20 protein-coding genes are annotated in these 25,702 nt (G+C 70.6%); 11 read left to right on the top strand and 9 right to left on the bottom strand.

Annotated elements, in window-relative coordinates; genetic code table 11:
- Positions 1-9: 9 nt before the first annotated feature.
- From AC3CCI_RS03585 to AC3CCI_RS03595, 3 genes are all read right to left on the bottom strand, one after another.
- Complete coding sequence (locus AC3CCI_RS03585; RefSeq protein ID WP_488628124.1) at positions 10-1,194, bottom strand: bifunctional 2-methylcitrate synthase/citrate synthase; 1,185 nt, start codon at positions 1,192-1,194, stop codon at positions 10-12.
- Positions 1,195-1,280: 86 nt separating this feature from the next.
- Positions 1,281-2,225 carry a DMT family transporter gene (locus AC3CCI_RS03590; protein ID WP_488628125.1) on the bottom strand — a complete coding sequence of 315 codons (945 nt, stop codon included), beginning with the start codon at positions 2,223-2,225 and terminating at the stop codon, positions 1,281-1,283.
- 47 nt (positions 2,226-2,272) lie between these two features.
- A complete protein-coding gene (locus tag AC3CCI_RS03595; protein WP_488628126.1) occupies positions 2,273-3,889 on the bottom strand; it encodes a long-chain-fatty-acid--CoA ligase in 1,617 nt (538 codons plus the stop codon).
- 98 nt (positions 3,890-3,987) lie between these two features.
- Between AC3CCI_RS03595 and hrpA the strand changes: the two genes are divergently transcribed.
- The 6 genes from hrpA to arfA all read left to right on the top strand — a co-directional run bounded on the left by hrpA (position 3,988) and on the right by arfA (position 14,214).
- Entirely contained in the window at positions 3,988-7,881 is a 3,894-nt protein-coding gene (hrpA, locus tag AC3CCI_RS03600; protein ID WP_488628127.1) for an ATP-dependent RNA helicase HrpA, read from the top strand.
- Between the two features lie 26 nt (positions 7,882-7,907).
- A complete protein-coding gene (locus AC3CCI_RS03605; RefSeq protein WP_488628128.1) occupies positions 7,908-8,933 on the top strand; it encodes a LacI family DNA-binding transcriptional regulator in 1,026 nt (341 codons plus the stop codon).
- Between the two features lie 281 nt (positions 8,934-9,214).
- Entirely contained in the window at positions 9,215-10,585 is a 1,371-nt protein-coding gene (locus AC3CCI_RS03610; RefSeq protein ID WP_354593669.1) for an extracellular solute-binding protein, read from the top strand.
- A gap of 133 nt (positions 10,586-10,718) precedes the next feature.
- Positions 10,719-11,693, top strand: a complete 975-nt coding sequence (locus tag AC3CCI_RS03615; RefSeq protein WP_488628129.1) for a carbohydrate ABC transporter permease — start codon at positions 10,719-10,721, stop codon at positions 11,691-11,693.
- The gene (locus AC3CCI_RS03620; protein WP_488628130.1) at positions 11,690-12,601 is read left to right on the top strand and encodes a carbohydrate ABC transporter permease; all 912 of its coding nucleotides are present in this window, start codon (positions 11,690-11,692) and stop codon (positions 12,599-12,601) included. The genes AC3CCI_RS03615 and AC3CCI_RS03620 overlap by 4 nt, the downstream gene beginning before the upstream one ends.
- Before the next feature lie 77 nt (positions 12,602-12,678).
- Entirely contained in the window at positions 12,679-14,214 is a 1,536-nt protein-coding gene (gene arfA / locus AC3CCI_RS03625) for an arabinosylfuranosidase ArfA (protein ID WP_488628131.1), read from the top strand.
- Positions 14,215-14,357: 143 nt separating this feature from the next.
- Here the strand turns inward: arfA and AC3CCI_RS03630 are convergent, their stop codons facing one another.
- Positions 14,358-14,786, bottom strand: coding sequence for a hypothetical protein (locus AC3CCI_RS03630; RefSeq protein WP_354593671.1), 429 nt, complete (start codon positions 14,784-14,786; stop codon positions 14,358-14,360).
- Positions 14,787-14,836: 50 nt separating this feature from the next.
- Positions 14,837-15,553, bottom strand: coding sequence for an FMN reductase (gene msuE / locus AC3CCI_RS03635; RefSeq protein ID WP_488628132.1), 717 nt, complete (start codon positions 15,551-15,553; stop codon positions 14,837-14,839).
- Between the two features lie 72 nt (positions 15,554-15,625).
- Here msuE and AC3CCI_RS03640 point away from each other — a divergent pair, with 72 nt between their 5' ends.
- The 3 genes from AC3CCI_RS03640 to AC3CCI_RS03650 all read left to right on the top strand — a co-directional run bounded on the left by AC3CCI_RS03640 (position 15,626) and on the right by AC3CCI_RS03650 (position 18,956).
- Positions 15,626-16,420: a class I SAM-dependent methyltransferase gene (locus tag AC3CCI_RS03640; protein WP_488628133.1), complete on the top strand. Its 795-nt coding sequence runs from the start codon at positions 15,626-15,628 to the stop codon at positions 16,418-16,420.
- Between the two features lie 104 nt (positions 16,421-16,524).
- Positions 16,525-17,697, top strand: a complete 1,173-nt coding sequence (locus tag AC3CCI_RS03645) for an amidohydrolase family protein (RefSeq protein ID WP_488628134.1) — start codon at positions 16,525-16,527, stop codon at positions 17,695-17,697.
- Complete coding sequence (locus AC3CCI_RS03650) at positions 17,694-18,956, top strand: kynureninase (protein WP_488628135.1); 1,263 nt, start codon at positions 17,694-17,696, stop codon at positions 18,954-18,956. The genes AC3CCI_RS03645 and AC3CCI_RS03650 overlap by 4 nt, the downstream gene beginning before the upstream one ends.
- A 177-nt stretch (positions 18,957-19,133) precedes the next feature.
- Here AC3CCI_RS03650 and nrdF read toward each other — a convergent pair whose 3' ends face one another.
- The 4 genes from nrdF to nrdH all read right to left on the bottom strand — a co-directional run bounded on the left by nrdF (position 19,134) and on the right by nrdH (position 23,106).
- Positions 19,134-20,135, bottom strand: coding sequence for a class 1b ribonucleoside-diphosphate reductase subunit beta (nrdF, locus tag AC3CCI_RS03655; protein ID WP_354593676.1), 1,002 nt, complete (start codon positions 20,133-20,135; stop codon positions 19,134-19,136).
- A gap of 98 nt (positions 20,136-20,233) precedes the next feature.
- On the bottom strand, positions 20,234-22,339 hold the full coding sequence (gene nrdE, locus AC3CCI_RS03660; protein WP_354593677.1) for a class 1b ribonucleoside-diphosphate reductase subunit alpha: 2,106 nt from the start codon (positions 22,337-22,339) through the stop codon (positions 20,234-20,236).
- A 32-nt stretch (positions 22,340-22,371) separates the two neighbouring features.
- A complete protein-coding gene (nrdI, locus tag AC3CCI_RS03665; protein WP_354593678.1) occupies positions 22,372-22,791 on the bottom strand; it encodes a class Ib ribonucleoside-diphosphate reductase assembly flavoprotein NrdI in 420 nt (139 codons plus the stop codon).
- A gap of 81 nt (positions 22,792-22,872) precedes the next feature.
- Complete coding sequence (nrdH, locus tag AC3CCI_RS03670; protein ID WP_043596549.1) at positions 22,873-23,106, bottom strand: glutaredoxin-like protein NrdH; 234 nt, start codon at positions 23,104-23,106, stop codon at positions 22,873-22,875.
- Positions 23,107-23,422: 316 nt separating this feature from the next.
- On the opposite strand from nrdH, the gene AC3CCI_RS03675 reads away from it, so the two are divergent.
- Positions 23,423-24,631, top strand: a complete 1,209-nt coding sequence (locus AC3CCI_RS03675) for an MFS transporter (protein WP_354593679.1) — start codon at positions 23,423-23,425, stop codon at positions 24,629-24,631.
- A 108-nt stretch (positions 24,632-24,739) separates the two neighbouring features.
- The gene (locus tag AC3CCI_RS03680) at positions 24,740-25,570 is read left to right on the top strand and encodes an aldo/keto reductase (protein ID WP_488628136.1); all 831 of its coding nucleotides are present in this window, start codon (positions 24,740-24,742) and stop codon (positions 25,568-25,570) included.
- Positions 25,571-25,702: the final 132 nt, after the last annotated feature.

Below are 25,702 nucleotides of genomic sequence, written 5' to 3' on the forward strand. Positions count from 1 at the left end.
GGGTAGGCGTCAGCGGGCGGGGACGTCCCTCGGTGCGGCGCCGTCGTACTCGCTGAGCGGCCGGATGAGCGAGTTGGCCTCGCGCTGCTCGATGACGTGGGCGCTCCAGCCGAGCACCCGGGACGCGACGAACAGGGGCGTGAACACCGGCGTCTCGAAGCCCATCAGGTGGTACGCGAGACCCGACGGGTAGTCGACGTTCGGCTTCAGGCCCTTGCGCTCGAAGACCGTCGCGGCGACGACGTCGTAGGTCGCCTTGAGACCGTCGACCCGCTCGTCGCCCTGCTCGCGGGCCCGGTCGACGAGGCGCCCGAGGGCGTCCTCCATCGTGGGGACGCGGCTGTCGCCGTTCTTGTAGACCCGGTGCCCGAAGCCCATGATCTTCTCCTTGCGGGCGAAGGCGTCGTCGAGCCAGGCCGCCGCGCCGTCGGCGGGGCCGACCCGGTCGAGCAGCTCGAGGGCCGCCTCGTTCGCGCCACCGTGCAGGGGGCCCTTGAGGGCACCGATCGCCCCGACGATCGCCGAGTGCAGGTCGGACAACGTCGAGGCGACCACCCGCGCGGTGAAGGTCGAGGCGTTGAACGAGTGCTCGGCGTAGAGCGTCATCGACGTGTCGAAGGCGTCGACGTCGAGCGCGTCGGGCTCGCGGTCGAAGACCTGGTGGAGGAAGTCGGCGCTGTAGCCGAGGTCGTCCCGCGGAGGCACCGGCGGCAGGTCGCGGCGACGACGCTGGTCGTACGCGATGACGGCCGGCAGCACGGCGAAGAGGTGCGTGGCGAGCCGTCGCGTCTCGTCTGCGTCGTAGGCGCCCGCGCCCGTCGTCGGCTCGGGCCGGGCGGCGCCGATCGCGCTGACCGCCGTGCGGACGACGTCCATCGGGTGGGCCGAGGTCGGGACGAGGTCGATCAGGTGCTGCAGACCCGGCGCGAGCGCGCGGTGCGACCGCAGTTCGGCGTCGAAGTCGTGGCGTTCGGCGGCGGTCGGCAGCTCGCCGTGCAGCAGCAGCCAGGCGACGTCCTCGACGTCGCGCCCGGCGGCCAGCTGCTGGACCGGGTAGCCGCGGTAGAGCAGCGAGTTGCTGGCCGCGTCGACCTTCGAGACCGCCGTGCGGTCGACCGTGACGCCGGCCAGGCCCTTGTGGATCTCGGGGCCCTCGGCGGCGGCCGGGGCGGGTGCGGTGATGGTGTCGCTCATGTCACTCCTTCGTGATGAGGCGGGCCCGCCGCGGCGGACCGGTCGCGCCGGGCACGGGGCCGCGGCACGAGCGTCGTTGCTCCACTCTAGGTGGCGACGACCCCCGGGCGGGAGGGGCGTGGGGGCCGGGCCAGCACCACCGAGACGACGCCGGTGAGCACCAGGCCGAGGCCGAGCCAGCCCACCGGGTCGAGCCGCTCGCCGACCACGAGCACAGCGAGGAGGGTCGCCACGAACGGTTCGAGCAGCGTCACGGTCGTCGCCCGCGAGCTCGACACCGTGCGCAGGCCCCGGCCGAACAGCAGGTAGGCGACGAACATCGGACCGAGCGCGAGGTACGCCGCGGCCCCCAGGGAGGCGCCGGACCGCAGCAAGGGAGCCCCGGTCGCCAGCAGCACCGGCAGCAGCAGCACCGCGCCCAGGCCGAACTGCGCCGACACGGCCCCGCGCGACGGGTGCCCCTCGGCGATCAGGCGCCCCGCGGTGTACGTGTAGGTCGCGTAGGCGAGGCCCGCGAGCACGCCGAGCGCGATGCCGGCCGGCACCGACGCGGACGCCGCGGCCGCGCCTCCGTCGGCCTGGACGGTCCCGTCGTGACCCGGCGGGTGTCCGCCGGTCCCGGCGAGCAGGGCGACGCCGACGACCGCGAGGGCCGCGCTCGCCGCCCACCGCGCCTCCAGGGGGCGTCGACGCCCGGGCGGGTCGAGCAGTCGCTCGAGCAGCGCCGCGAAGACGGGTGCCGTGCCGAGCGAGACGACGTTGCCGACCGCGACCCCGGCGAGCGACATCGACGAGTAGAACGCGAGCGGGTAGACGACGACGCCGAGCGCGCCCGGGACGAGCCACCGCCACGACGTCATGCCACCGCCCAGCACGCCGCGCGTGAGCCGGGGGGCGGTCAGCGCCAGCAGCAGCCCGCCGACGCACATCGTCGCGGCGCCGACGGCGAGCGGGCCCACGTCGGACGGGAGCGTGCTCGCCACCGTGCCGGTCGTGCCCCAGAGCAGGGCGGCCAGCACGATCGCGATCATGGCTGGTCATCGTAGCGGCGCGACCGCCTCGCGACGGCGACCGCCGGTCAGCTGCCCGAGCGCGCCTCCTGCGGGGTGCCGAACCGGTCGACCAGCTCGCGCTTCAGCACCTTGCCGCTGGGCCCGAGGGGCAGGGCGTCGAGCACGTGCACGACGCGGGGGAACTTGTAGGCCGCGATCTCGTCGGCGACGAACGCGACCAGTTCGTCGGGGGTCGCGGCGGCGCCCTCGCGGAGGACGACGGCGGCCTCGATCTCTTGTCCGTGCAGCTCGTGGGGCACGCCGAAGACGGCGGCCATCGTGACGTCGGGGTGCTGGGCGAGGACCTCCTCGACCTGACGCGGGTACACGTTGTAGCCGTTGCGGATGATCATGTCCTTCGTGCGGTCGACGATGGTGAGGTACCCGTCGTCGTCCTTCGTGCCCAGGTCGCCGGTGCGGAACCAGCCGTCGACGATCGCCTTCGCGGTGTCGTCGGGGCGGTCGAGGTACCCGTTCATCAGGTTGTGCCCGCGGATGACGAGCTCGCCGATCTCGCCGTGCGGCAGCAGGACGATCGAGTCCTCGACGTGCTGGTCGGCGATCTCGACGTCGACCCCCCAGATCGGCGTGCCGATCGTGCCGGGGCGCGGCGGCACGCCGACGTGGTTGAAGGTGGCGACGGGCGAGGTCTCGGTCAGCCCGTAGCCCTCGTGGATCGGTGCGTCGTAAACCTCCTGGAACCTCTCGAGCACGGCGAGCGGCAGCGACGCCCCGCCCGAGACGGCGTAGCGCAGCGGCGGACGCGCCTCGCTCCGACCCGCGGCGGCGATGAGCGCCATGTACATCGTCGGCACCCCCATGAAGACCTCGCAGCGGTGCTCGACCATCGCCGCCAGTGCGGCGTCGCCGTCGAACTTCGGCAGCATGACGATGGTCGCGCCGACGCGGAACCCGGTGTTCATCGTGCAGGTCTGCCCGAAGGTGTGGAACAACGGCAGCGCCCCGAGCAGCACGTCTCCGCGGTGCATGTCGAAGGTCGTCATCAGGTTGGTGTTGACCTGCTCGATCAGGGCGAGGTGCGACCCCTCGGCGCCCTTCGGCTGCCCGGTGGTGCCGCTCGTGTACAGGATGGTCGCCGTGTCGAACGGGTCGCGCGGCACGTACGTGTCGAGGGGCTCGGCGACGGCGGCCAGGTCTTCGAGGCGGTCGGGTGCGGCGGACGCGTCGTCGTCATCCGACGCCGTGGCCGCGCCCGCGGGAGGCGCGAGCACGGTCAGCACGTCGGCCCCGGCGAGCCGGGCTCCCGCACCGCCCTCGCCGAGGAGGGGCGCGGCGCAGACGAGCAGCTTCGAACCGCTGTCCGCCAGCACGTACTCGATCTCGTGACGCTTCAGTAGTGCGTGGACGGGCACGGCGACCGCCCCGAGCGCGAGCGTCGCGTAGTACACCCGGGGGAAGTCGGCCACGTTCGGGACGAGCATGGCGACCCGGTCGCCCGGCCCGACGCCGCGGGCGCGGAGGGCACCGGCGTAGGCGAGGGTCTGCTGCCAGAGCTCGGCGTAGGTGGTCGAGGTGGACCCGACGATCACGGCGACGTCGTCGGGGTGACGGGCGGCCGATTCGGCGAGGATGGCCGCGACCGACGCGGTGGCGTGGCCTCGGGGGCTGGGTGCTGATGACATCGTGTCTTCTCCGTCTCCGTTGACGAGCAGTCTGCCGTGATCCTACGACGCGGCACCCGTCGACCCGCCCAGCCCGGGCGGCTTACGATGGAGGGCTCATGATCCCCACCATCACGTATCCCGCCGAGCTGCCGGTCAGCCAGAGGCGCGACGACATCGCCGCGGCGATCCGTGACAACCAGGTCGTCATCGTCGCGGGCGCCACCGGCTCGGGCAAGACCACGCAGCTGCCGAAGATCTGCCTCGAGCTCGGTCGCACCGCGATCGGCCACACGCAGCCCCGGCGCATCGCCGCCCGCACCATCAGCGAGCGGATCGCCGAAGAACTCGGCGACGAGGTCGGCGGGGTCGTCGGCTACCAGGTGCGGTTCACCGACAAGGTCGGCGCCGACACGCAGATCAAGCTGATGACCGACGGCATCCTGCTCAACGAGATCCACTTCGACCGCGACCTCGAGCGCTACGACACGATCATCATCGACGAGGCGCACGAGCGCAGCCTCACGATCGACTTCCTCCTCGGCTACCTGAAGCAGCTGCTGCCCCGCCGCCCCGACCTCAAGCTGATCATCACGAGCGCCACGATCGACCCCGAGTCGTTCTCGAAGCACTTCGGCGACGCCCCCATCGTCGAGGTCTCGGGTCGCACCTACCCGGTCGAGGTCCGCTACCGGCCTCTCGTCGCCGACGACACCACGGGCGACGACGACGGCGACCTCGACGACGACGACCGCCCCTCGGGCCGTCCGGGCGACCGTCAGGAGGCGCGGGCCGGCGACCGCAGGCAGCGCGCCGACGACAAGGACTACCTGCAGGGCATCGACGAGGCACTGGACGAGCTCGCCCGCGAGTCGAGCGGCGACGTCCTGGTCTTCCTCAGCGGCGAGAACGAGATCCGCGACGCCGAAGAGAGCATCCGCGGCCGCAACCTGCCGCACACCGAGGTGCTGCCGCTCTACGGCCGGCTGAGCGCCGCCGACCAGCACCGGGTCTTCCAGCCCAGCACGACCGCCGGCACCCGCAGGCGCATCGTCCTCGCGACCAACGTCGCCGAGACCAGCCTGACCGTGCCCGGCATCAAGTACGTGATCGACGCCGGCACCGCGCGCATCAGCCGCTACTCGACCCGGGCCAAGGTGCAACGCCTGCCGATCGAGGCCATCTCGCAGGCGAGCGCGAACCAGCGGTCGGGCCGCTCGGGTCGTACCAGCAGCGGCATCGCGATACGCCTCTACAGCGAGACCGACTTCGAGAAGCGTCCCGAGTTCACCGAGCCCGAGATCCTGCGGACCAACCTCGCCGCCGTCATCCTGCAGATGATCTCGTTGGACCTGGGCGACATCGCGGCCTTCCCCTTCCTGCAACCGCCCGACTCGCGCGGCATCAAGGACGGCCTCGACCTGTTGCGCGAACTCGGTGCCGTGACGCAGGGCGGCCAGATCACGCGCGTCGGCAAGCAGCTCACCCGCCTGCCGATCGACCCCCGCCTGGCCCGCATGGTGGTCGAGTCGAAGACGCAGGGCACGACGCGCGAGGTGCTCGCCATCGTCTCGGCCCTGAGCATCCAGGACCCCCGCGAGCGCCCGCTCGAGAAGCGCGCCCAGGCCGACGAGAAGCACTCGCGCTTCCGCGACCCCAAGGGCGACTTCCTCACCCTGCTCAACCTGTTCGAGTACCTGGAAGACAAGCAGCGCGAGCTCAGCGGCAACGCCTTCAAGCGCCTGTGCCGCGACGAGTTCCTCAACTACCTGCGCATCCGCGAGTGGCAGGACGTCTACCGGCAGCTCAGCCGGGCGGCCCGCCCCCTCGGCCTGCACATCGGCGAGCGCAGCGCGAACCCCGACGGCGTGCACCGCAGCCTGCTCGCCGGCCTGCTCAGCCAGATCGGCCTCTTCGACCCGCAGAAGAAGGACTTCGTCGGCGCCCGCCAGACGAGGTTCCTCATCTTCCCCGGCAGCAGCCTCGCGAAGAAGCCGCCGGCGGCCGTGATGACCGCCGAACTGGTCGAGACGAGCCGGTTGTTCGCCCGGGTGGCCGGGGCGATCGACCCGGCGTGGGCCGAACCGCTCGCGCCCGACCTGGTCAAGCGCAGCTACGGCGAACCGCACTGGGAGAAGAAGCAGGGAGCCGTCGTCGCCTACGAGCGCGTCACGCTCTACGGGGTGCCGATCGTCGAGCGGCGGCGCATCCAGTTCTCGCGCATCGACCCCGCCTACGCCCGCGAGCTGTTCATCCGTCACGCGCTCGTCGAGGGCGACTGGGAGGGGCGCCAGGCCTTCGAGCAGAAGAACCGGCAGCTCATCCGCGAGCTGACCGAGGTCGAGGAGCGCACGCGACGCCGCGACATCCTGGTCGACGGCGACGCCGCGTTCGAGTTCTTCCAGCGCCGCATCCCGTCGGACGTCGCCAGCACGCGCGACTTCGAGGGCTGGTGGCGCAAGGCGAAGGTCGAGACCCCCGACCTGCTCACGATGACCGCGGCCGATCTGCTCGGCGACGACGAACCCGACGTCGACGAACAGGGGTTCCCGAGCACGTGGCAGCAGGGCGACCAGACGCTCACCCTGCGCTACAAGTTCGAGCCGGGAGCCGACGACGACGGCGTGACCGTGATCGTCCCGCTGCCGCTGCTGCCGCGCCTCCGTCCGGTCGGGTTCGACTGGCAGGTGCCGGGGCTGCGCGACGAGCTCGTCACGTCGCTGATCAAGTCGTTGCCCAAGCAGATCCGCAAGAACGTCGTCCCCGCCGCCGACTGGGCGTCGAAGATCACCGACGAGCTGCCCGACTCCCCGCCCGCCGACGCCGCCGAGCCCTTCACGGCGACCGTCGCGGCGGCCGTCAAGAAGCTCACCTACGCGCCCGTCACCGCCGACGACTTCGACCTGCACCGCGTGCCCGCCCACCTGCGGGTCACGTACGCCGTCGTCGACGAGCGCGGCCGCACGGTCGGAGCCGACAAAGACCTCCCCGCGCTGCAGCACCGCCTGCGCGACGCGACGCGCGACAGCGTCGCCCGCGTCACCCAGGGCGGCGGTCAGGGCGAGCGCGGCCGCGGCCGGGGTCGCGGACGAGGAGGCGCGGGTGGCGACGCCACGCCCGTGACGCCTCGCCCCACCAGCTCGATCGAGCGCGAGGGCCTGACGTCGTGGGACTTCGACGAGCTCCCCGCCGTCGTCGACACCCGCCACGGCGACACGGTGATCCGCGCCTACCCGGCGCTGGTCGACCACGGCGACTCCGTGTCGATCACGCTGATGGCGACGCCCGCCGACCAGGCCCTCGCGACGCCGAAGGGCGTGCGACGCCTGCTCATGCTGGCGACCCCGTCTCCCGTGGCCTACGTGCAGCAGCACCTGACCAGCGCCGAGAAGCTCATCCTCGCGACGAGCCCGTACCAGAACACGGCAGCTCTCTTCGCCGACTGTCTCGTGGCCGTCGTCGACGACGTGCTGTTCCGGGTGAAGCCCGACGGCATGGTCATGACGAAGAAGGAGTTCCTCTCGACGCGGGACCGGGTCTCGGGTGCCGTGATGGACCAGATGTTCCAGACCGTGTCGCTCGTCGCCCGGACGTTGACGGCCGCCCGCGACGCCGACAAGGCGATGAAGGGCGCGACGTCGATGACGCTGCTCGCGGCGCTGACCGACATGCGACAGCAGCGCGACCGCCTGATCCGCCCGGGCTTCGTGTCGCAGACCGGGCTGCAGCAGTTGCAGCGCGTGCCGGTGTACCTCGTGGGCATCACGAAGCGCACCGCCAAGCTGCTCGAGGCACCCGGACGCGACCGCGTCTGGCTGAGCGAGGTGCAGCAGGCGACCGAGCGGTACGAGGCCGCGGGCGGGACGTTCCCACCTGCCGACACCGCGCCTCCTGCGATCGTCCGCGCCCGGTGGATGCTCGAGGAGTTCCGCCTCAGCCTGTTCGCGCAAGACCTGCGCCCGAGCGAGAGCGTCTCGTTGCAGCGGATCGTCAAGGTGCTCGGCTCCGTCTGAACGTCGGCTCGCACTAGCCTGAACGCATGCGCGCGACGGTGAAGGACGTGGCGGCACTCGCCGGGGTGTCGCCGAAGACCGTCTCCAACGTCATCAACGGCGTCGTGTTCGTGCGGCCCGACACCCGACACCGGGTCGAGACCGCCCTCGCCGAGCTCGACTACGTGCCGAACCTCAGCGCCAGGGGCCTCCGCACCGGGCGGACGGGGTCGATCGCCCTGGCGTTCCCCGACCTGAGCACGCCGTACAGCGCCGAGATGACGCACTGGTTCGTCGAGGTCGCCCACGAGCGCGGCTGGTCGATCCAGCTCGAACAGACCGGGTCACGGCCCGAGCGCGAGGGCGAGCTGCTCTCGCGGGGCAAGGAGCACCTCGTCGACGGCCTCGTGCTCAACCCGATCACCCTGGACGCCAGCGCGCTGTCGTCGGCGACCGGCGCCGGCACCGACTCGTTGCCCCCGGTCGTGGTGATCGGCGAGGTCGAGCAGACCCTCGTCGACCAGGTCCGCGTCGACAGCGTCGCCGCCGCGCGCGACATGACCGCGCACCTGATCGCGGCGGGTCACCGACGCATCGCCACCCTGGGCGACTCGGCCGGCCAGTTCGACACCGCCACGGCGCGCGCCCGCACCCGCGGCTTCGAACTGGCCATGGCCGAGGCCGGCCTGCCGGTCGACCGGGCCCTGCAGTACTCGTGCCCCGAGTGGACCTCGGCCGACGCCTTCGCCGTCGTGCGGGCCGCGGTCGACCGCGGCGACCGACCCGACGCGATCTTCTGCTTCACCGACTCGCTCGCGATCGGCGCCGTCAGCGCGATCACGTCGGCGGGGCTGCGCGTGCCCGACGACGTGGCCGTCGCGGGCTTCGACGACATCGTCGACGGCCGCTTCTCGGTGCCCCCGCTGACCACGGTCACGTTCGACAAGCGACACTACGTCGACCGCACCCTCGAGTTGCTCGCGGCCCGCATCGCCGACCGGCAGGGCGCGGCCGAGCTCGTGCTCGTCCCCCACGAGATCGTCGTGCGCGCCAGCACCCGCGGCCGCGCCTGACGCCGAGCCGCCAGCCCGCCAGCCCGCGCGTCGGCGACCCGCCAACCCGCCAACCCGCCAACCCGCCAAGATGTGAACACGACGCCACGAGAAAACGTGGCGGCATGCCCACATCGTGGCGGCGTGACGGGGCCGCCCGTGCGGCAGCCCGCCCGACGGCGACCCGCGCGGCGGCCACGCCGGCAGCAGCCCAGGAGGCGCGACTCACCGTCCCGCGTCACTTGCGCATCCGTTACAACGATGGAATAGTCACTCTCGTCACGCATCACAAAGGAGTGAAGATGACCGAGAACCATCGCACGACCCCGGCACCCCGACCGGGCACCCCCTCCCACGGCCTCAGCCGCCGCAGCATGCTGCTGGGTTCGGCCGCCCTCGTCGGCGGGGCCTTCGTCGCCACGGGCCTCGCGGGCTGTGCCCCCGGCGCCGTCACCGGCTCGGGCACGGACGTCGCCCAGCTGAAGTTCTGGCACCTGCTGAGCGGCGGCGACGGCATCAAGATGTCGGCCCTGATCGACGAGGCCAACGCCCAGAACCCCGAGTTCCACGCGACGCAGACGGTGCTCGCCTGGGGCACGCCGTACTACACGAAGCTCGCCATGGCCTCGGCCGGCGGTCGCGCGCCCGACGTCGCGATCATGCACGCCTCGCGCGTGCCCGGCTACGCCCCCGGCGGCCTGCTCGACCCGTGGGACGTCGAGAAGCTCGCGTCGTACGGGGTCCGCGAGCAGGACTTCGCCGAGGCGGTCTGGAAGAAGGGCTTCAGCGGCGACGACCTCTACTCGGTCGCCCTCGACTCGCACCCGTTCATCCTGTTGTACAACACCGACATCGCCGCGCAGGCCGGAGCCCTGGGTGCCGACGGCAAGCTCGTCGAGATCACGAGCCCCGAGCAGTTCCTCGAGGTCGCGAACGCGATGCAGCGCGTGACGGGCAAGAACGGGGCTTCGTGGGGGTACCTGAACGACGGCGCCCAGCTCTGGCGCATGTTCTACACGTTCTACAAGCAGCAGGGCGCCGACATGGTGCTCCGCGAGGGCGGCACGGTCGAGTACGACGAACAGGCCGCCGTCACGGCGCTCGAGTTCATGCAGCAGCTGACCGACGGCACCGCGATGGCCACCGCGAGCGACATCCAGTCGGGCATCGCCCAGTTCGTCAGCGGCGAGAGCGGCATGCTGTTCACCGGCGTGTGGGAGGTCCCCAGCGCCGAGAACGCGGGCATCCCGTTCGACGGCAGCATCATCCCGACGCTCTTCGGCACGCCGGCCGTCTACGCCGACTCGCACGCGTTCGTGCTGCCCCGGCAGAGCGTGGTCGACGAGACGAAGCGCGAGGACGTCTACAAGATGGTCTCGACGATCCTCAAGGACTCGATCTCGTGGGCGGCCGCCGGGCACATCCCCGCCTACCTGCCGATCGTCGAGAGCCCCGAGTACGCCGAGCTCCGGCCCCAGGCCAACTACGCCGAGGCGGCCGACTACCTCAACTACGACCCGCCGGCCTGGTTCACGGGCTCGGGGTCGGACTTCCAGACGTACTTCCTCGACTCGATCCAGTCGGTGATCCTCGCCAAGGACGACGCGGCCGCCGGCATGCGGGCGTTCATCGCGCGCGTGAACACGCAGCTCTCGCGTCCGGCACCCGTGTGACCGGTCGACGGCACGACGCGCCCGCCGGCACGCGCCGCCCGACACGCCCCACCCCGGCTCGCCCGTGGTCCGTCCCCGCGACCACCCCCTCCTCCGCACGACCCGACCATCACGACGACGAAGGAGTCGATCTGTGACCTCCACCACGGTCAAGGCCCCCCGGGCCACCGCCGACCGCTCGCGGTCCGACGCCCGCGCGGCCGACCGCACCCGCACCTCCCGCGGGCGCACCGGCCCGTCCGACAACCGCATCGGCTGGGGCTTCGCGGCCCCGTTCACCGTGCTGTTCGCGGTCTTCCTCGTGTGGCCCCTGCTGCACGGCTTCTACCTGAGCTTCACCGGTCAGAGCCTGACCGGCCAGGGCGGCGAGCTGATCGGCGTCGCGAACTACGCCGAGGCCTTCGCCGACGGCGACATGTGGCGGTCGATGCTCAACACGCTCTGGTTCACGGTGCTCAGCACGATCCCGCTCGTCGTCGTCGCGCTCGTGCTGGCGATCCTCGTCAACACGGGCCTGCCGGGCCAGTGGCTCTGGCGGCTGAGCTTCTTCCTGCCGTACCTGCTCGCCTCGACCGTCGTCTCGCTGTTCTGGATCCAGCTCTACAGCCCGACCCTCGGCCCGATCAACACCGTCCTCGGCACGCTCGGACTGCCGCAGCCCGCCTGGCTGCAGGACCCCGACACGGCCATGATCGCCGTCGTCGCGACGACCGTCTGGTGGACGGTCGGGTTCAACTTCCTGCTGTACCTCGCCGCCCTGCAGAACATCCCCGACCAGCAGTACGAGGCCGCGTCGCTCGACGGTGCCGGCCGCTGGCGGTCGCTCGTCTCGATCACCATCCCGCAGCTCGGACCGACCACCGGCCTGATCGTCATCCTGCAGGTGCTCGCGTCGCTCAAGGTCTTCGACCAGATCTACCAGATGACCACCGGCGGCCCGGCGGGCAGCACCCGCTCGGCCGTGCAGTACATCTTCGACACCGGCTTCACCGGGTACCGCTTCGGCTACTCGTCGGCGATCTCGTACATCTTCTTCGCGGTCATCGTCGTCATCTCGATCGCCCAGTTCGGCATCACGGCCCGCAACCGCAAGGGAGCCCAGAAATGACCGCCCCGGCCGTCGCCCCCACCTCCGACCTGCGCGCCCCCACCGCCGACCGCGGCCGCAGGGGCCACAAGCCCGGCCAGAAGCCGTTCGGCCCGATGGCCGTGCTCAGCGTGGTGATCCTCGTCGTGCTGGCCGTCCTGTGGCTGCTGCCCTTCTTGTGGTCGCTGGCCACGTCGTTCAAGAGCGAGGCCGACGCCGCCGCCACCCCGCAGACCTGGATCCCGGCCGGCGGCTTCACCCTCGACGCCTACCGCGGGGTGCTCGAGCAGGGCAACATCCCGGTGTGGCTGTTCAACAGCCTCTTCACGTCGATCGTCATCACGCTGATCGTCGTGGCCACCTCGGCCCTCGTCGCCTACGCGTTCTCGCGCCTCGACTTCCGGGGCAAGAAGTGGCTGTACGTGGCGACGATCGCGTCGATCATCATCCCGCCGCAGGTGCTGATCGTGCCGTTGTTCTACCAGATGCTCGCCTTCGACATGGTCGACACGTACTGGGGCATCATCCTGCCCCAGGCCATCGCCCCGGCCATGGTCTTCGTGCTGAAGAAGTTCTTCGACCAGGTGCCGATCGAGCTCGAGGACGCCGCCCGCGTCGACGGGGCCGGGCGCATCCGGGTGTTCTTCACCATCCTGCTGCCGCTGTCGCGGCCCATCCTCGGCGCCGTGTCGATCTTCGTGTTCATCGGCGCGTGGAACAACTTCCTCTGGCCGTTCATCGTGACGAACGACGCGTCGCTGCTCACCCTGCCGGTCGGCCTGCAGACCATCGAGAGCGCCTACGGCATCCAGTACGCGCAGAACATGGCGGCGGCCGTCCTCGCGGCCCTGCCGCTGATCCTGGTGTTCCTGTTCTTCCAACGCCAGATCATCAAGGGCATCTCGACCACCGGCTTCGGAGGTCAGTGACCCGACCTCGCCGCCGCACCGCGCCTCCGCATCCCCGTACCCACCGATCACACGCCGTTCCCCCCGCTAGGAGATCCATGTCCACCGCCCGCATCACCGTCGACCGCGAGTTCACCGTCGGCCCCGTGCCGAGACGCCTGTTCGGCTCGTTCGTCGAGCACATGGGCCGTTGTGTCTACACCGGCATCTACGAGCCCGGCCACCCCACCGCCGACGAGAACGGCTTCCGTCAGGACGTCCTCGACCTGACCAAGGAGCTCGGCGCGACCGTCATCCGCTACCCCGGCGGAAACTTCGTGTCGGGTTACAACTGGGAGGACGGCGTCGGGCCGGTCGACCAGCGCCCGCGCCGCCTCGACGGCGCGTGGCACACGGTCGAGACCAACGCCTTCGGCCTGCACGAGTTCGTCGCGTGGTCGAAGCTCGCCGGCACGGAGGTCATGGAGGCCGTCAACCTCGGCACCCGCGGCGTCGACGCCGCCCGCGAGCTCGTCGAGTACGCCAACCACCCCGGCGGCACCGCACTGAGCGACCGTCGCATCGCCAACGGTGCGAAGGACCCGTTCGACATCAAGCTCTGGTGCCTCGGCAACGAGCTCGACGGCCCGTGGCAGATCGGTCACAAGACGGCCACCGAGTACGGCCGCCTCGCCCAGGAGGCCGCCAAGGCCATGAAGTTCGTCGACGACTCGATCGAGCTGGTCGCCGTCGGCAGCTCGGGCCGGGGCATGCCCACCTTCGGCGCCTGGGAGCACGAGGTGCTCACCCACGCCTACGACGAGGTCGACTACGTCTCGATGCACGCCTACTACCAGGAGCACGACGGCGACGCGAAGAGCTTCCTCGCGACGGCCGTCGACATGGACGCGTTCATCGACGAGGTCGTGTCGACCATCGACGGCGTGAAGGCCGCCGGCAAGCACGCGAAGCAGGTCGACATCTCGTTCGACGAGTGGAACGTCTGGTACCAGACCGGCCTCGACAGCGACGACCAGCCGCACAACGTCTCGAAGGGCTGGCGCGAGCACCCCCGGCTGATCGAGGACCAGTACAACGTCACCGACGCGGTCGTGGTCGGCACGTTCCTGAACTCGCTGCTGCGTCACGGCGACCGGGTCAAGATCGCCAACCAGGCGCAGCTCGTCAACGTCATCGCCCCGATCCGCAGCGAGGCCGGCGGCCCCGCCTGGCGCCAGTCGATCTTCTGGCCGTTCGCCCGCATGGCGGCCCTGGCCACCGGGCAGATCCTGCGCACCGTCGTCACCAGCGACAAGGTCGACACCGAGAAGTACGGCGACGCCGACCTGGTCGACGTCAGCGCGACCTACGACGAGGAGACCGGCAAGCTGGCCTTCTTCCTCGCCAACCGCGGTCTCGACGAGACGGCCGACGTCGAGCTCGCCCTGCGCGGCTTCGACGGTGGCCGCGTCACCCGCGCCGAGGTGCTGGCCGTGCCCGAGGGCGGCGACCGGTTCTCGTCCAACACCGAGCAGGCACAGGACACCGTCGGGCTCGTCCCGCTGACCGGCGTCACGGTCGACGGGGGCACTGCGCGCCTGCGCCTGCCGGCACTGTCGTGGGCCGTCGTCGAACTCGAGGTCGGCAAGGCCTGACCCGACGAGGGAGCCGAGGAGGCGCGGTGCCGGCATCGACCGGCACCGCGCCTCCTGTGCGTGGTCGCGTCACGCGGCACCCCCGGACGTCGCCGAGAGACCGCACGTGCAAGGGGCCGCCCCGACGAGGTGGGGCGGGACGGTCAGCCGCGGGGCTTGAAGAGGCGCGCGATGCTGTCGCGGACCGACTCCTCGATCGTGTCGGTGAAGCCGTTCGAGAAGCCCAGGGCGTCGTTCGGCGCGGAGGCGGCCGTCATCGACTCGACGACGCGCTGACCGTGGTGGGCACGCGCCTCGCGAACCGTCGCGAAGCCGAGGTCGAGGTCGGCGGCCGCACGGGCCAGCAGGGCCTCGCGGGCGTCGTCCGTCGTCGTGAGCGCCCGGGCGAGCTCGTGCACGGAGGCGTCGTCGACGCCGTCGGCCACCCAGCGGGCGGCACGCGTCGGCAGGACGCCGGGGGGCAGCAGGCCGAGTCGGCGCTGGGCCTCGCTGTCGCGGATCTCGGCCCGCGCGACGGACGGGTCACGAGGTGTCGGGTCGGGGGTCACGTCGACCACGATACCGGTGGGCATCCTGGGCGGCTGCCCCGCCTTCGGGTCGCGACGTCCGGGCGTCCGGCCGGTCAGCTGAACAGGCGCGTGGGCGTCGCGACCTCGAACCCGCCCGCCCGGAGGTCGTCGACCGTGGGCGCGTCGTCCGGGCCACCCCGGTCGAGGGCCTGCTCGATGCGGTCCTTCTCGAGGATGCTCGAGCGGATCAGGGGCAGTCCCCGCTGGATCGCGTTGCGGATGCGCTCCTGCAGCAGGGGCGCCGTGACCGCGTACTTGTCCGCGCCTCCGGTCGCCGTGAAGTCGGTCGTGTGGGCGTAGACGCCGAGGGGCAGCGTGAGCGCCTGGAAGAACCCGAACAACGGCCGCAGCGAGTGCTCGACGATCAGCGCGTGGCGTTCGCTGCCGCCCGTCGCGGCCAGCAGGACGGGCACGTCGACCAGCGCGTACTGCTCGACGAAGTCGAAGAGGTGCTTGAAGAGCCCGGTGAAGGAGGCGCGGTAGACGGGCGAGGCCGCGATCAGCAGGTCGGCGGTCTCGATCGCGACCAGCTCGCGCTCGACCCGCTCGTCGAGCTGGTCGCGCGTGAGCGCCCCGGCGAACAGCGGACCGAGCTCGCTGACCCGGATCACGTGCGCCTCGATCGGCAGGACGTCGCCGAGAGCGGTGACGATCTCGTGCACGAGCGCGTCGGTCTTGGACGGCGTGCTGAGGGTGCCCGACACGGCGACGACCCGCAGGGGCCGGGGCGGACGGGCGGACGACGGGGACGGGACGGGCGTGGAGGACATCCCCACCATGCTGCGCCCGCGACCGACGTAACAGAGGGTGTGTGACGGATCGTGACGTGCGACAGTGTTCCGGTGACACATCGACCAACCCGTCAGGGGTCCGACCCGGCCGCCCACGGCTTCGACCCCGCTCGACCCGATTCCGATCTCGCCGCCTCGTTCGGGCTGGCCGCCGACGTCTACGAGAGGGGCCGCCCGTCGTACCCGCTCGAGGCCGTCGACTGGCTGCTGCCCGACGGTGCCTGTCACGTGGTCGACCTGGGGGCCGGCACCGGCAAGCTCACCCGCCTGCTGCTCGACCGGGCCCCGTCGGTCACCGCCGTCGAGCCGTCACCCGGCATGCGGGCGACCCTCGAGCAGGTCGTGCCCGGGGCCGTCTCGGTCGCGGGGTCGGCCGAGGCCCTCCCGCTCGACGACGCCTCGGCCGACGCCGTGCTCGTCGCGCAGGCCTGGCACTGGGTCGACACCGCGCGTGCGGTGCCCGAGATCGCCCGGGTGCTTCGCCCCGGCGGGACGCTCGGCCTGATCTGGAACATCCGCGACGAGTCGGTGCCGTGGGTGGCCGAGCTCAGCCGCGTGATGCACCAGCCCCGCGAGCGCGACATGGGGTCGGACGCCCCGGTCGTCGGCGCACCCTTCGGTCCCGTCGAGCGCCACGACGTCGCCTGGGTGCACGAGCTCGGGCGCGAGGAGTTCCTCGCCATGATCGCGTCCCGCAGCTACGTCATCACGCTGTCGCCCGACGACCGTGCGGCGCTGCTGCGCGACGTCGAGCGGTTGCTCGACACGCACCCCGACACCCGCGACCTCGACCTGATCCGGCTGCCGTACGTGGCGAGGTGCTCGCGGGCCGTCCTGCCCGGGTAGCTCGCGCCTCCTCGGCTCGTCCCCACCCTGCAGGCCCGCCTCGTCGTCCCGGACGCGGCCGGGCCTGCAGGGCACCGGCAGCGGGCGCGAATAGGGTCGGGGGCATGGACCAGGAGGCGCGGCTCGTCACGGTCGACCACGCCTGGTCGGGCAGGTGGTCCGGTCGCAGCCTGCTGCGGCTCGACGCGCACGGCGTCGTCTTCGCGGGCCCGGCCGACGCCCACGACTCCGACGTGCTCGCCGGGGCCGAGCTGCCGCACGTCCCCGGCACCGTGCTCGCCCCCTTCACCGACTCGCACGTCCACCTCGGCCTGATCGACGCCGCCCGCCTGCCGGCCGGTGGCATCGCGCGCGTCGTCGACCTCGGGTGGGAGCCCGACGCGGCCCGCGGGTGGCTCGACCGGTCGGGTCGCGACGGGTGGCCCGAGGTGGCCGTCGCCGGCGGGTTGATCACCGTGCCGGGTGGTTACCCCAGCCGGTCGGGCTGGGCGCCGCCCCGGGCCGCCCTGGCCGTCGGCGGCCTGCGGGCCTCGACCCGGCTGCGGCGTGCGGCCCGCGTGGTCGGACAGCAGCACGCCCTCGGCGCCTCGGTCGTGAAGGTCGCACTGAACGCGGACGTCGGCCCCGTGCTCGACGACGACGTGCTCCGGGCCGTGGTCGACGCGGCCCACGGGCTCGGCCTGCCCGTCGTCGCGCACGTCCAGGGGGTGGGCCAGGCCGCACGGGCACTCGACGCGGGCGTCGACCGTTTCGCCCACACCCCGTTCAGTGAGCGGCTCGACGACGACCTGGTCGCCCGACTGGCGGCCTCGACGACGTGGATCAGCACGCTCGACATCCACGGGCCGCGCGGTGGAGCGCAGGGGGTCGCGACGCGATCCGCGAGCCCAGCGCCGAGGGAGCCTGCGACCGAGGTCCCGGGTGGGTCCGCATTCCTCACGGCGGTCGACAACCTGTCGCGCTTCCGTGCCGCGGGGGGCCGGGTGCTCTACGGCACCGACCTCGGCAACGGCGACCTGCCGCTCGGCGTGAACGAGCGCGAGCTGCGGGCGATGGGTCGGGCCGGCTTCGGGCTCGCCGGGCTCCTCGCCGCCCTCGCCCCCGACGTGACCGAGCCGGCCGCGGGCACCCGCCTGCCCTTCGCCCGCGTGACCTGGATCGCCGACGCGCCCCGCGCCTCCGCGTCCTCCGACGAGCGAGCCGCCTGGCTCGCCGGCGCCACCGCCCTGACCGCCGACGAGCTGCTCGGCGTCGCCCTCGAGGAGAAGACCCGATGACCGACCCGCTCGCCTACCCCGTCGACGCCACCGACCCCGACGAGCAGGCCTCCGCGCACCCCGCGGCACCGCTCGACGCCGCCGACCCGCTCGCGTCCTTCGTCGACCGGTTCGTGTCGGCGGGCGACGTGGTGTCGTACCTCGACGGCAACTCGCTCGGCCGGCCGGTCGCCGCGACGTCGGCCCGCCTGGCCGGGTTCGTCGAGGACGCCTGGGGCACCCGGCTGATCCGGTCGTGGGACGAACGCTGGATGGCCCTGCCGACCGAGCTCGGCGACCGCATCGCGGCCGCCTGCCTCGGGGCCGCGCCCGGTCAGACCGTGGTCGCCGACTCGACCACCGTGCTGCTCTACAAGGCGATCCGGGCGGCGCTGCGAGCCCGGCCCGACCGGCACGAGATCGTCATCGACGACGACCAGTTCCCGACCGACCGCTTCGTCGTCGAGGGCATCGCCCGTGAGCACGGCGCGACCGTCCGCTGGATCGCCGTCGACAAGGCGACCGGCGTGACCGTGCCGCAGGTGCGCGACGTCGTGGGGCCCGACACGGCCCTGCTGCTCGTGAACCACGTCTCGTACCGCTCGGGGTGGCTGGTCGACCTGCCCGCGATCACGGCGATCGTCCACGAGGCGGGCGGACTCGTGCTGGCCGACCTCTGCCACAGCGTCGGCGTCGTGCCGATGCGGCTCGACGAATGGGGCGTCGACCTCGCCGTGGGCTGCACGTACAAGTACCTCAACGGCGGGCCGGGCGCCCCTGCGTTCGTCTACGCCCGCGCCTCGTTGCTGCCCGAGCTCGACCAGCCGATCCAGGGCTGGATGGGTGCGGCCGACGTGTTCGCGATGGCCGACGGGTACCAGCCGGCGGCCGGCATCCGGCGGTTCGTCAGCGGGACTCCCCCGGTGATGGGCATGCTCGCGATGCACGACATGCTCGACCTGATCGACGAAGCCGGCATCGACGCCGTCCGGACGAAGTCGCTCGCCCTGACCGACTACGCCTTCGAGCTCGTCGACGCCTGGCTCGTGCCGCTCGGGGTGACGGTCGCGACGCCACGCGAGGCGTCGCGGCGCGGCAGCCACGTCACGATCACCCACGAGTCGTTCCGCGAGATCGTCGCCCGGCTGTGGGAGGGCGGCGTCGTGCCCGATTTCCGCAACCCGGACGCCCTGCGCATCGGGCTGTCGCCGCTCAGCACCTCGTTCGCCGAGGTGCGCCTCGGCATCGCGGCGATCCGGGCCGCGCTGCTCGACGCCTGAGCGCTCACCCAGCACACCGTCGAGTGGACAGGACACCGCTGCACGGGGCGGTGTCTCGTCCACTTCCCGGTGTTCTCGCGGATCGACGACGCCGGCGGCCGGGCGGTGCGAAGACGGGTCGGACGCAGGACAGGCGCCGCCCGGGTGGGCGGCGCCTGTCGGTGGTGCGGGGGTGGGCTAGAAGTCCCAGTCCTCGTCTTCGGTGTTGACGGCCTTGCCGATGACGTACGACGAGCCCGACCCCGAGAAGAAGTCGTGGTTCTCGTCGGCGTTCGGCGAGAGCGCGGACAAGATGGCCGGGTTCACGTCGGTCGTCTCTTTGGGGAACATCGGCTCGTAGCCGAGGTTCATCAGCGCCTTGTTGGCGTTGTAGTGCAAGAACTTCTTGACGTCCTCGCTGAGGCCGACGCCGTCGTAGAGGTCTTGCGTGTACTGGATCTCGTTCTCGTAGAGCTCGAACAGCAGGTTGAACGTGTAGTCCTTGATCTCCTGCTTGCGCTCGTCCGAGGCGCCCTCGAGACCCTTCTGGAACTTGTAGCCGATGTAGTACCCGTGCACGGCCTCGTCGCGGATGATGAGGCGGATGAGGTCGGCCGTGTTGGTGAGCTTGGCGCGCGACGACCAGTACATCGGCAGGTAGAAGCCGCTGTAGAACAAGAACGACTCGAGCAGCGTCGAGGCGACCTTGCGCTTCAGCGGGTCGTCACCGGTGTAGTAGTCGAGGACGATCTGGGCCTTCTTCTGCAGGTTGACGTTCTCGGTCGACCAGCGGAAGGCGTCGTCGATCTCGGGCGTCGACGCGAGGGTCGAGAAGATCGACGAGTAGCTCTTGGCGTGCACCGATTCCATGAACGCGATGTTCGTGTAGACGGCCTCTTCGTGCGGGGTGATCGCATCAGGGATCAGGCTGATCGCACCGACGGTGCCCTGGATCGTGTCGAGCAGCGTCAGGCCGGTGAAGACCCGCATGGTCATCTGCTGCTCTTCGGGCGTCAGGGTGTTCCACGACTGGACGTCGTTCGACAGCGGGATCTTCTCGGGCAGCCAGAAGTTGTTGACGAGCCTGTTCCACACCTCGACGTCCTTGTCGTCGTTGATGCGGTTCCAGTTGATCGCACTGACCGACGTGATCAGCGGGACCGACTTGCCGGTGGCGTGCACCGGATCGGTGAGGGTCATGACGTGCCTTTCGGAAGGAAGAGCGTGAGTTCAGGAGGCGCGGGCCGGCTGTCGAGGCCGGCCCGCGCCGGTGGCCGCGAGGCCTGGTGGCACAGGGCCTAGAGCATGCAGCTGACGCAGCCGTCGACCTCGGTGCCCTCGAGCGCGAGCTGGCGGAGGCGGATGTAGTAGATCGTCTTGATGCCCTTGCGCCATGCGTAGATCTGGGCCTTGTTGATGTCGCGCGTGCTCGCCGTGTCTTTGAAGAACAGCGTGAGCGACAGGCCCTGGTCGACGTGCTGCGTCGCCGCGGCGTAGGTGTCGATGATCTTCTCGGGGCCGATCTCGTACGCGTCGGTGTAGTACTCGAGGTTGTCGTTCGTCATGAACGGCGCCGGGTAGTACACGCGACCGAGCTTGCCCTCTTTGCGGATCTCGATCTTCGACGCGATCGGGTGGATCGACGACGTCGAGTGGTTGATGTACGAGATCGAGCCCGTCGGCGGCACGGCCTGCAGGTTCTGGTTGTAGATGCCGTGCTGCATGATGCTGGCCTTGAGCGCGAGCCAGTCGTCCTGCGTGGGGATCGACACGCCGGCGTCGGCGAACAGCGCCGCCGCGCGCTCGGTCTCGGGCTTCCACTCGGTCTCGGTGTACTTGTCGAAGAAGGTGCCCGACGCGTACGTGCTGTCCTCGAAGCCGCCGAAGGTGACGCCCCGCTCGATCGCGATGGTGTTCGAGGCCCGCAGGGCGTGGAACAGCACCGTGTAGAAGTAGATGTTCGTGAAGTCGATCGCCTCGGGCGTGCCGTAGTGCACACGCTCGCGGGCCAGGTAGCCGTGCAGGTTCATCTGGCCCAGGCCGATGGCGTGCGACTGGTCGTTGCCGACCTCGATCGAGCGCACCGACGCGATGTGGCTCATGTCGCTGACCGCGCTGAGCCCGCGGATCGCGGTCTCGACGGTCTTGCCGAGGTCGGGGGCGTCCATCGACAGGGCGATGTTCATCGAGCCGAGGTTGCAGCTGATGTCCTTGCCGATCTGGTCGTACGAGAGGTCTTCGTTGAACGTGGTGGGCGTGTTGACCTGCAGGATCTCGGAGCACAGGTTCGACATGTTGATGCGGCCCTTGATCGGGTTCGCCTTGTTCACCGTGTCTTCGAACACGATGTAGGGGTAGCCCGACTCGAACTGGATCTCGGCGATCGTCTGGAAGAAGTCGCGCGCCTTGATCTTGGTCTTCTTGATGCGCGAGTCGGCGACCATCTCGCGGTACTTCTCGCTGATCGCGACGTCGCCGAAGGGGACGCCGTAGACCTTCTCGACGTCGTACGGCGAGAAGAGGTACATGTCTTCGTTGTTCTTGGCGAGCTCGAACGTGATGTCGGGCACGACGACGCCGAGCGACAGCGTCTTGATGCGGATCTTCTCGTCGGCGTTCTCACGCTTGGTGTCGAGGAACCGCATGATGTCGGGGTGGTGGGCGCTGAGGTACACGGCACCGGCACCCTGGCGGGCACCGAGCTGGTTCGCGTAGCTGAAGCTGTCTTCGAGCAGCTTCATGACGGGGATGATGCCCGACGACTGGTTCTCGATCTGCTTGATCGGCGCACCGGCCTCGCGGATGTTCGACAGCGACAGGGCGACGCCGCCACCACGCTTCGACAGCTGCAGCGACGAGTTGATGCCGCGTGAGATCGACTCCATGTTGTCTTCGATGCGCAGCAGGAAGCAGCTGACGAGCTCGCCGCGCTGGGCCTTCGCCGTGTTGAGGAAGGTCGGCGTGGCCGGCTGGAAGCGGCCGGCGATGATCTCTTCGACCAGGTCGACGGCGAGCTTCTCGTCACCCTGGGCCAGGCCCAGTGCCGTCATGACCACCCTGTCTTCGAAGCGCTCGAGGTAGCGCTTCCCGTCGAAGGTCTTGAGCGTGTAGGAGGTGTAGTACTTGAACGCCCCGAGGAAGGTCTGGAACCGGAACTTCTTCGAGTAGGCGAGGTCGTTCAGCTTCTCGATGAAGGCGAAGTCGTACTGCTCGATGGTCGCGGCCTCGTAGTACTCGTTCTCGACGAGGTAGTCGAGGCGTTCGCGCAGGTTGTGGAAGAACACCGTGTTCTGGTTGACGTGCTGCAGGAAGTACTGCTTGGCCGCCTCGCGGTCCTTGTCGAACTGGATCTCGCCGGACGGGCCGTAGAGGTTCAGCATCGCGTTCAGGGAGTGGTAGTCCATGCCGGAGCTCAGACCCTGCCCCGGTGCGGCGATCACTTCGAGGTCATCGACTGCTGTGTCCAAAATTCTTCCAATCCTGTCTGTACGGCTTGTACGTCGTCTGGTGTTCCGAAGACTTCGAAACGGTAGAGAAGGGGAACGTCGCACTTGGCCGCGACGATGTCGCCGGCCAGGCAGTAGCCCTCTCCGAAGTTGGTGTTGCCCGCCGCGATCACGCCTCGGATGAGGCGCCGGTTGCCCTCGTCGTTGAGGAACCGGATGACCTGCTTCGGGACGGCGCCTCGCCCTTCGCCGCCGCCGTAGGTCGGCAGCACGAGGACGTAGGGGTCACGGACGTGGAGCGGCGGCTCGGACGGGAACAGCGGGATGCGCCGTGCCGGGAGCCCGAGCTTGGTGACGAAGCGGTCGGTGTTGCCCGAGACGCTCGAGAAGTAGACGAGTTCGTTCGTCACGACGAGTCCTCGCCTCCGACGCGGTGTGGGGCACGGCCCCGGGTCACGATGCTGCTGGGCGGGCGCGAGGCGCCCGGTCGACTAGTCGACTTTGGCGGCCAGTGCGGCGATCTTGTCGGGGCGGAAGCCGCTCCAGTGGTCGTCGTCGGCGATGACCACGGGGGCCTGCATGTAGCCGAGGGCACGGACCTTCTCGAGGGCGGCGTCGTCGGCGGTGACGTCGAGCACGTCGTACTCGATGCCCTTGTTGTCGAGGGCTCGGTAGGTGGCCGTGCACTGGACGCAGGACGGCTTGGTGTAGACGGTGATGGCCATGGGATCCCCTGTGTTCTGGCCGGCCCCTGAGGCCGGATCGGTGGTTCGTGAGCCTGCGGGGCGTGGTGCCCGTGGCGACTCTTCGATACTACATCTTGTGGCCGACACTGGTGGGCACAACTAGATGCGGTGTTACACGGCTGTAATTATCCACAGGCCCATGCACAGGTTGTGAACAGATCGGGGCCGGTTCTCCCCCGTTCTTGGCGGGGTTGTGCACATCTTTCTCCCCACCTCCGACATTCGGGGCCGGTGTCCCCAATTCGGGCCACCGGCGTGTCGCGACCGCCGACCGCGCTCGTAGACTTGACCCCTCGTGAGCACCTATTCGACCCTGCTGAAGACGCCCGGCGTCTCGCGCATCATCGCGGCCCAGCTGACCGCGCGCTTCCCGTTCGGCATGCTGTCGCTCGCGTTCCTGCTGCACGTCGAACACGTGCACCACTCCTACGCCGCGGCCGGCCTCGTGCTCGCGGCGACGAGCATCGGCCAGGCGATCTCGGGGCCGCTCACCAGCCGCTGGATGGGCCGGTGGGCGATGCGCCCGGTCCTCACCCTCACCCTGGTGGTCTGCCTGATCACCATGGTCACCTTCACCCTGTACGACTTCTCGGTGCCGGTGTTCATGGCGCTCGGCTTCGTCACGGGCCTCAGCGTGCCGCCCGTGCAGCCCGCCGTCCGCACGATCTACCCCAAGATGGTGACCTCGAACCAGCTGACCCCGCTCTTCTCGCTCGACGCGTCCGCCCAAGAGATCATCTGGGTGGCCGGCCCCGTCATCACGACCTTCGTGGGCACGCAGATCGGCACGCGTGAGGCGATCTGGCTCGCCGCGGCCTTCCTGGTCGGCGGCGGCATCTGGTTCATCGCGTCGCCCGAGGTCGGGCGCGTGCGCATCCCGCGCAGCAAGCGTGCCTTCGGCAAGGTGCTGGCCCGCCCGACGGTGCTGCTCGCGACCGTCGCCGGGTTCCTGCTCATCGGGGCCTGCGCCGCGGTCGAGGCCGGCGTCGTGGCGCTCTTCGGCGAGGGCAGCGCCGACTCGGGCATCGCCCTCGCGATCTTCGCCGCGGGCTCGCTCGTCGGCGGCCTCGCCCTCGGGCACGTGCCGGTCGGCCCGTGGGCCCTCGCCCGACGCATCGCCATCGTGTTCGTCGGCATGACCCTCGCGATCTTCGCGACGGGCCTCTGGCCGATCAGCATCACCCTGTTGATCGCGGGCGTCGGCATCGCGCCGGCCCTCGCCGTCATGTTCGCCGTCGTGTCGTCGAGCGTGAAGTTCAGCGACACGGCCGAGGCCTACGGCTGGGCCGGCACCGGCCAGCTGATCGGTTCCGCCCTCGGCTCGGCGATCGCCGGCTTCGCGATCGACCACGTCGGCGGCCAGGGCGGCCTGATCGTCGCCGCGTGCTTCGCCCTCGTGGGCACGATCGTCGGTGCCGTGTTCCACAAGGCGCTGCCCGACCTGCGAGGTCGCGACGCGAGCCCGCTGCCCGACACCGAACCGGTGCCGATCCAGGCCAGCTGACCCGCGCCTCCTCGGCCCCCCCGGGTGCCGACGCGGCACGCACCGTCCGCGGCGCCGACGGCGACGTCGGGCGACACGTGTCCGCCGGAGGCTGGCAGAGTTGGGGGCATGCCCACACCCGACGTGCCCCTGATCACCCTCAACGACGGCCGGACGATCCCGCAACTCGGCCTCGGCGTCTACAAGGTCGCCGACGACGAGGCCGAGCGCGTCGTCGAGACCGCCCTGGCCGAGGGGTACCGCCACCTCGACACGGCCGAGTTCTACGCGAACGAGACCGGCGTCGGCCGGGCCCTGCGCGCGTCGGGCCTGCCCCGCGACGAGGTGTTCCTCACGACGAAGGTCTGGAACACCGCGCACGGCTACGACGAGACGCTGCGCTCGTTCGACGAGAGCCTGGCGAAGCTCGGCACCGACCACGTCGACCTCTACCTGATCCACTGGCCGGCCCCGAAGCAGGACAAGTACGTCGAGACCTACCGCGCCCTCGAGACGATCCGCGCCGAGGGACGCGCGCGCTCGATCGGCGTGAGCAACTTCCAGGTCGCCCACCTCGAGCGCCTCATGGCCGAGACCGACGTCGTGCCCGCCCTCAACCAGGTCGAGGTGCACCCGTGGTTGCAGCAGCACGAGCTGCGCGACTTCGACGCCGCGCACGGCATCGTCACCGAGGCGTGGTCCCCGCTCGCCCGCGGACGCATCCTCGACAACGCCGCCCTCGTCCGCATCGGCGCGAAGCACGGCGTCACCCCGGCCCAGGTGACCATCCGCTGGCACCTGCAGCAGGGCCTCGTGGTCATCCCCAAGTCGGTCACGCCGTCGCGCATCCGCGCCAACCTCGACGTCTTCGGCTTCGAGCTCGACGCGAGCGACCTCGCCGCCGTCGCCGGCATCGAGACCGGCGAGCGCACCGGTTCGCACCCCGACCACAACGGCTGACGCGGACTCGTCCGGCGGGCCCCGGGACCGCCGCCCCGGCGCCGCCGGGGTGCGTCGTCGTGGGGCGGGGGCCGCCCGCAGGAGGCGCGGGTCCGGTCGGTCGCGCCCGGCACGTTACCGTGGACCGGCAAC

The organism is Frigoribacterium sp. CF331, assembly GCF_057787905.1.

Bases quoted from the DNA above. Each gene is read 5' to 3' on its own strand.
- AC3CCI_RS03620 (WP_488628130.1), top strand. From the start codon at position 11,690: ATGACCGCCCCGGCCGTCGCCCCCACCTCCGACCTGCGCGCCCCCACC.
- arfA (WP_488628131.1), top strand. From the start codon at position 12,679: ATGTCCACCGCCCGCATCACCGTCGACCGCGAGTTCACCGTCGGCCCC.
- AC3CCI_RS03680 (WP_488628136.1), top strand. From the start codon at position 24,740: ATGCCCACACCCGACGTGCCCCTGATCACCCTCAACGACGGCCGGACG.
- AC3CCI_RS03645 (WP_488628134.1), top strand. From the start codon at position 16,525: ATGGACCAGGAGGCGCGGCTCGTCACGGTCGACCACGCCTGGTCGGGC.
- hrpA (WP_488628127.1), top strand. From the start codon at position 3,988: ATGATCCCCACCATCACGTATCCCGCCGAGCTGCCGGTCAGCCAGAGG.
- AC3CCI_RS03650 (WP_488628135.1), top strand. From the start codon at position 17,694: ATGACCGACCCGCTCGCCTACCCCGTCGACGCCACCGACCCCGACGAG.
- AC3CCI_RS03595 (WP_488628126.1), bottom strand. From the start codon at position 3,889: ATGTCATCAGCACCCAGCCCCCGAGGCCACGCCACCGCGTCGGTCGCG.
- msuE (WP_488628132.1), bottom strand. From the start codon at position 15,553: ATGTCCTCCACGCCCGTCCCGTCCCCGTCGTCCGCCCGTCCGCCCCGG.
- nrdH (WP_043596549.1), bottom strand. From the start codon at position 23,106: ATGGCCATCACCGTCTACACCAAGCCGTCCTGCGTCCAGTGCACGGCC.
- AC3CCI_RS03630 (WP_354593671.1), bottom strand. From the start codon at position 14,786: ATGCCCACCGGTATCGTGGTCGACGTGACCCCCGACCCGACACCTCGT.
- nrdF (WP_354593676.1), bottom strand. From the start codon at position 20,135: ATGACCCTCACCGATCCGGTGCACGCCACCGGCAAGTCGGTCCCGCTG.
- AC3CCI_RS03610 (WP_354593669.1), top strand. From the start codon at position 9,215: ATGACCGAGAACCATCGCACGACCCCGGCACCCCGACCGGGCACCCCC.
- AC3CCI_RS03605 (WP_488628128.1), top strand. From the start codon at position 7,908: ATGCGCGCGACGGTGAAGGACGTGGCGGCACTCGCCGGGGTGTCGCCG.
- nrdE (WP_354593677.1), bottom strand. From the start codon at position 22,339: ATGGACTACCACTCCCTGAACGCGATGCTGAACCTCTACGGCCCGTCC.
- AC3CCI_RS03585 (WP_488628124.1), bottom strand. From the start codon at position 1,194: ATGAGCGACACCATCACCGCACCCGCCCCGGCCGCCGCCGAGGGCCCC.
- AC3CCI_RS03590 (WP_488628125.1), bottom strand. From the start codon at position 2,225: ATGATCGCGATCGTGCTGGCCGCCCTGCTCTGGGGCACGACCGGCACG.